Genomic DNA, 6079 nt, shown 5'->3' with positions numbered 1-6079 from the left:
CGGGCCGTCGAGGGGGCCGCGCCACGTGTCGCCGCGGCCCAGGGGCAGCCACGGGTCGTCGTCGCCGGCCACGACGACCGAGTCCCCGACGGCACCCGTCGCCAGCAGCCGGCCGTCGAAGAGCAGGGTGTTCGGCGCACCTGCATCCGCGTCCCGGCCGTCACCGGCGCCGTCACCGGCGCCGTCGTTGCCGCCGCCGTCGACGAACGCGTGCACGGCGTCCTGCCCGGCGATGAGCTCGGGCGACGGAGGCGACACGAGCGCGACCCGGTCGGCCGCGAGCGGGCGGGCCCCGGCCTGGATGCGCAGCCAGAGCAGGGTCGAGAGGCTGTGGCAGACGACCGTCACGGGGCCGGAGCCGAGAGCGGCGTGCTCCGACCGGACCGCCGCCTCCCAGGCCGCGAGGTCGGGCTCGTCCGGCGAGGGCAGCTGCGGGTAGCGCACGGCGAGGCCACGCCCCCGCAGCTCGTCGGCGAGGAGGTGCTGCCAGTGGTCGGCAGGGCGCCTGTTCTGCCAGCCGTGCAGCAGCAGGAACCCGGGCGCGCTCGTCGTCATCCGCCGATCCTGCCCGAGCGGCGCCGACGGACGTGCCAGGCTCGACCCATGTCGTCACAGAGCGTCCCTCCCGGGTTCGTCGACGCGTGGGCCTTCGAGGGCGAGCCGACGCTGTCGGGCCCGGTGCCGGGGGGCTTCCACGTGACAGTCGTCTCACGGGTCGTCGGCCACGGCGTGGACGACGCACGGATCGCCGGTGACGCCGTGCTCGGCTGGCAGGTGCACCGGGGCTCCGGCTTCGTGGCTCTGCAGGTGCCCGACCGGGTCCGGGTCGGCGCGGTCAGCTCCTGGGCGATCCCGTTCGGGCCGCTGCGCCCCCGGGTCGCGTGCAAGGTCGTCCGGGTGCTCGACGACGAGCCCGTCGGCGACGACGCGGACGAGTCCGCCGACGAGCCCGCCGACGCACGCGGACCGGTGCGGCACGGCGGCGCGCCGGTGCTCCCCCGCTCGACGGGGTTCCTGCACGCGGCCCTGGTCGGCCACCCGCAGCGCGGCTGGGAGAGCTACCTCGTCACGCACCACCCCGACGACCGCGTCACCCTCGACATCCGCGTCGTCTGGCGCCCGGGAGCCTGGTGGATGCGTCTGGCGGGCCCGACGTCCGGGCTCGCGCTGCGCCTCCTGCTGCATCGCAACCTCCGCGCGCTCGACCCGGTCCTGCGGCGCTGAGCCCCGGCCCGCGCCGGGGTGCGAGACTGGTCGCCCACCGTCCCGCACCTCCTGCCCCGGCAGCGCTGCGGCGCGGACACCGACGAGGAGGCGCATGGCCGTCACACGCACCCGCGCGCGCAGGCGAGGCCGCGACGAGTCCAGCACCCGCGTGCGCGTCAGCCGGGTCGAGCGCGGCGAGCTCTGGGTGCGGGTGAGCACCATCGGCACGACCGGCGATCGCCCGTTCGTGCTCGTCCCCGGCATCGGGGTCTCGTCCGACTACTTCGAGCGGCTGGCCCCGAACCTCAACTCGTTCGGCCCCGTGCACGCCCTCGACCTGCCGGGCTTCGCAGGCGTGACGCATCCCCGCAAGGCCCTGACGATCCGCCAGTTCGCCGACCTCGTGGGCGCCGCCATCGACGACCTCGGGCTCAAGGACCCGATCGTGGTCGGGCACTCCATGGGCACCCAGATCGTCACCGACCTCGCGGCCCGCCGCCCCGAGCTGTCGACGCTCGTGTTGATCGGCCCCGTCGTGAACCCCGCCGAGCGGCGCGTGACGGTCGCCGCGCGGCGGTTCCTGCAGGCCGCCTGGCACGAGCCCGGCCGGGTCAAGGTGCTCGCCCTGCGGGCCTACCTCGTCTGCGGGGTGCACTGGTTCTCGCAGGTGCTGCCGAAGATGATGACCTACCCGATCGAGCAGCAGCTGCCGAAGGTGCGCGCGCACACCCTCGTCATCCGCGGCGAGCACGACGCGGTCGCGCCGCGCAGCTGGGTCGAGCAGATCGGACGGCTCGTGCCGTCGTCGCGGCTCTGGGAGATGCCCGGCGCGGCCCACTCCGTCATGCACGCCCACGCGGAGGAGGTGGCGCGGCTCTGCGTCGAGCACGCCGAGCAGCCCCCGCGGCCCGGCGAGGGCGATGAGCTGCAGCACTACGCGGACGCCGGCGACGGCACCGAGCGGGGCGAGTTCGACTTCACCCCGGAGGAGGCAGCCAAGGCGGTGCTGGCCACCGTCCGCGAAGGCGTCGCCATCGCCCGTGGCGACGACGCCGCCGTCGGCGAGGCCAAGTCCGAGCACGCGGAGGCGATGCTCGCCGCCCACGACCGCGCCGAGCGACGCCGGGCCGACGAGGACGAGGCGGCGGGCGCCTAGCCCCCGCCCGTCACCGTCAGGACGATCAGCGCGACGTTCAGCGCGATGACGACCGCGATCGCCGCCCACGCGGCGACGCGCGTGCCGGTCGCGTTCCGCCCCGTGCCCATCAGGCGGGCGTCGCTGGTCACCACGACGAGCGGGACGAGGGCGAACGCGATCCCGAAGCTCAGCACCACCTGGCTCAGCACCAGCAGCCAGGTCGGGCTGACGCCCGTCGCGAGCAGCACCAGGGCAGGCACGAGCGTGACGACGCGGCGCACGAACAGGGGCACCCGTACCTTCAGCAGCCCGTGCATGATCTCGGCGCCGGCCATCGAGCCGATCGAGGTCGAGGCGAGGCCCGACGCGAGCAGCCCCACGGCGAAGAGCACGCCCACGACCGGCCCGAGGGCGTCGCGGATGGCGTCGTGAGCACCCGGGATGGTGTCGGTGCCGGTTCGGCCGGGCAGCGTCGAGGCGGCCAGCACGAGCATCGAGATGTTGACCCCGCCGGCGACGACGAGCGCCAGCACGACGTCCCATCGCGTGGCCCGCAGCACCCGACGACGGTCGTCGCCCTCGGTGACGGTGCCGTGGTGGTCGCGCACGAGGGCGGAGTGCAGGTAGACGGCGTGCGGCATCACGGTCGCCCCCAGCATGGAGGCGGCCAGCAGCACCGACTGCGCCCCCTCGAAGCGCGGCACGAGCCCCTCGAGCATGCCCGGGCCCGACTGCGGCGAGAAGAACAGGCCGGCGCAGAACCCGACGGTGAGGATGGCCAGCATCCCGATGATGACCGACTGGAACACGTGGCCCCCGCGGTACTGCGTCAGCATCAGCAGTCCGAGCGACACGGCGCCCGTGATCAGGCCGCCGACGACGAGGGGGACGCCGAAGAGCAACTGCAGCGCCAGTGCCCCGCCGATGATCTCGGCGACGTCGGTGGCCGCCGCGACGACCTCGGCCTGGCCCCAGTACGCCAGCCGGGCGGGGCGAGGGAGCCGGTGGCCCATCACCTCGGGCAGCGACTGCCCCGTGACCACGCCGAGCTTGGCCGACAGGTACTGCACGAGCACCGCGATCGCGTTCGCGGCGACCAGCACCCACAGCAGCAGGTACTGGAACTGGGCGCCGGCGGTCAGGTTGGCCGCGACGTTGCCCGGGTCGACGTACGCGATCGCGGCGACGAACGCCGGGCCGAGCAGGGTGCCGCGCGGCCTCGGGTGCGGGCGCCGTGCCGGTCGACGGTCGGGCGCCTCCTGCACGGCGGGGCCGGGGGGTCGTGACGTCGCCATGCCTCGACCCTACACAGGTTTCGGTTCGCCGAACTTTCACTTGCTGCACCTCGAAAGGCACGTGTCCGGTCTCGCGCCGAGGGGGCACGGAGGAGGCGGGGCCGGGTAACGCGAGGAGCCCCGCCCCGCAGACGCGGCACGGGGCTCCTGTCCCGGCGTCGAGGCGCCGACGCGGGTGTTCCTGCCCGGCTACTCGGTCGCGACGGTGATCTTCGCGACGCCGACGAGCATCTGGTCCTGGACAGCGTCGGTGTCGAACGTGGCGTTCAGCAGGGCGGCGGCGTCGGGGCTGACGTGCACGGTCGTGCCCTCGAGCACTGCGTTGGCACCCTCCATCTGGAGGGGCTCCAGGGTGCCGCCCCAGAGGGTGAACAGGTAGGCGTCCTGCGCCGCGATCGTCCCGTTCGCGGTGACGGTGCCGTAGAGCTTGCTCTCGCCCGGGTCGATGCGGAAGTCGCTCAGCTCGACGACGGTGCCGTCGGCGGCCGTCAGCGACAGGCCCGAGTCGTCGTGGTCGATGTTGCCCTGCACGTAGGGGCGCACGTCGCCCTCGGGGTCGTAGTAGGTCACGTTGCCGCCCGTGATCGGGAACGAGAACGTGCCGTCGGTGAACGTCGCGGTCCCGACGACCCCGGGGGTGAGGCCGAGGGTGCCGAGCGCGTCGACGAACGAGGCGTCGACGGCGACCTGGGTGTCCACGCCGCCCGTGAGCGCCGGGATCGTCGCCAGGGGCTCCTCCGTCGACTCCTCGGCGGGCTCGGTCGCGTTGACGGGGTGCGTCGGCGCGGTGTTGTTGCTCTCCGAGTCGGAGGTGGACGAGCACGCCGCGAGGCCGAGCACGAGGGTGCCCGCGGCGACGACGGCGAGGGTGCTGCGGACGAGGGAGGAGCGGTCGATGAGGTGCATGAGGGTCCTTTGCGTGTCGCTGCCCGTGTCGTCGCTGCTGCGCGGCGTCGCGGGCCGGTGTCGGTGGTTCGGTGCGTCGGTGGTTCGGCTCGGGGGCCCTGCCGGATTGCCGGACCCGCTCACGACGGGGCCCGACGGCGACCTGCCGCCGTCGGGACCCGAGGGGATCAGACCTGGTGGTCGGGCACGAAGCGATCGACCTTGCGGTGCCAGCGCTGTCCGAGGAGGCCGCCGAGGACGGCCCCGACGAAGCTCAGCACCACGAGGAGGCCCAGGAACACGAACGACTCGACCGAGGTCGACGACATGTCGTCCAGGGAGGGGATCATCGGGTTCGGCGCGGACTGATCGCCGGCCTGGACGCCGACGACGGCGCCGATCACCCCGACGACGATCGTGATGACGAGGCCCCACAGCCAGGTGGCCAGGCCCTGCTTGAAGCCGGAGAACCGGGCGACGCGCGACGCCGTGAACCCGCCGACGAAGTACCCGGCGAAGACGATCACGAGGACGACGATCCCGGTCGTGATCGAGAGGACCTCGGCGTTCTCGCCCAGGTAGCCGCGGAAGCCCCCCGAGCCTGAGCCGGACGAGGCGGCGACGACGGCGGACGCGATCGCGGCGAAGACGACGAACACGGAGACTCCGAAGCCCGTCGCGGCCAACCAGCCGAGGAGGCCGGCGCCGAAGCGGATGCCGGAGAACTCCTGCTTCTGCTCCGTGAGCAGCTCGCGGCGGAGCGCCACGGGGTCCGCGGTCTCGGCCACCAGCGGATAGGCCTGCGAACCGGTGGCCGGACCGGCGCCCGGACGACCTGCCACACGACCGTCGTCGGTGCGCCACGAGGAGGTGGGGGCGTCGTCGCCGCGGCCGGGCGTCGCCACGGGGGCGACCACGGTCGGCGAGTCGTCGCGTCGGTCACCGTCGTCCGCGGCGTCGCCGTCGACCCGTGAGCCGTCGTCGCCGGGGGCACGGTGGGCCTCGGCGGCGCGGAGGGCGTCGTCGTCGTGGAGGGGACGGCCGGAGTCGTCCTGGGGCGAGGCGGACCAGGCGCGCGACGCGGGGGGCGTCGGCGCGACGACGGGCGGGACGACCCGGGCCTCGTCGTCACGACGGTCGGCGTCGTCCGCGCGGTCGGCGTCGTCACGACGGTCGGCGTCGTCCGCGCGGTCGGCGTCGTCACGACGGTCAGCGTCGTCACGACGGTCGGCGCGGTCGTCGTCCCGCAGGTCGGCATCGTCGCGGGGCGCGGGCTCGACGCGATCGTGGAGGACCTCGGTGTCCGAGTGGTCGGACGACGCACGCTCGTCGGAGCCCGTGTCGCTCGCCCGGTCGGCGGGGCCGTCGCCGAACGCGACGGCGGGCGGCGCGGCCGGACCCGTCGACGAGTCAGGAGACGCGGTCGACGTGTCGTCAGCGCGACGCTCCGCAGCGCCGTCGCGGTCGCCCGTTCCTGAGTCGTCGACGCGGTCCTCGGGTGCGACGGCGGGCTCGGCGGGCCCGTCGGACGGGGCGCCGAAGTCGACGGCGGGGC

Annotated in this window: 6 protein-coding genes; 2 read left to right on the top strand and 4 right to left on the bottom strand. The window is 74.4% G+C overall.

The genetic code is table 11. From position 1 onward, the window contains the following. Window positions 1-555, bottom strand: a 555-nt coding sequence (locus RWM17_RS11315; protein ID WP_314103743.1) for an alpha/beta hydrolase, incomplete at its 3' end; no start/stop codon positions are given. Window positions 556-603: 48 nt separating this feature from the next. On the opposite strand from RWM17_RS11315, the gene RWM17_RS11310 reads away from it, so the two are divergent. Together RWM17_RS11310 and RWM17_RS11305 are read left to right on the top strand one after the other, a co-directional pair. After that, on the top strand, window positions 604-1224 hold the full coding sequence (locus RWM17_RS11310) for a DUF1990 family protein (protein ID WP_314103742.1): 621 nt from the start codon (window positions 604-606) through the stop codon (window positions 1222-1224). A gap of 94 nt (window positions 1225-1318) precedes the next feature. Then, window positions 1319-2362 carry an alpha/beta fold hydrolase gene (locus RWM17_RS11305; protein ID WP_314103740.1) on the top strand — a complete coding sequence of 348 codons (1044 nt, stop codon included), beginning with the start codon at window positions 1319-1321 and terminating at the stop codon, window positions 2360-2362. Here the strand turns inward: RWM17_RS11305 and RWM17_RS11300 are convergent. From RWM17_RS11300 to RWM17_RS11290, 3 genes are all read right to left on the bottom strand, one after another. Then, window positions 2359-3639, bottom strand: coding sequence for an Nramp family divalent metal transporter (locus RWM17_RS11300; RefSeq protein ID WP_314103739.1), 1281 nt, complete (start codon window positions 3637-3639; stop codon window positions 2359-2361). The genes RWM17_RS11305 and RWM17_RS11300 overlap by 4 nt on opposite strands. 189 nt (window positions 3640-3828) lie before the next feature. Beyond that, window positions 3829-4545, bottom strand: coding sequence for a hypothetical protein (locus RWM17_RS11295; protein ID WP_314103737.1), 717 nt, complete (start codon window positions 4543-4545; stop codon window positions 3829-3831). A 167-nt stretch (window positions 4546-4712) separates the two neighbouring features. Continuing rightward, on the bottom strand, window positions 4713-6079 hold a 1367-nt coding region (locus tag RWM17_RS11290; RefSeq protein ID WP_314103736.1), incomplete at its 5' end, for a hypothetical protein.

This window comes from uncultured Frigoribacterium sp. (assembly GCF_963515265.1).
In the GTDB taxonomy this organism is placed as follows: Bacteria; Actinomycetota; Actinomycetes; order Actinomycetales; family Microbacteriaceae; genus Frigoribacterium.
The sequence above is the reverse complement of the archived record's forward strand: the minus strand, read 5'-3'. Positions and strand labels throughout refer to the sequence as shown.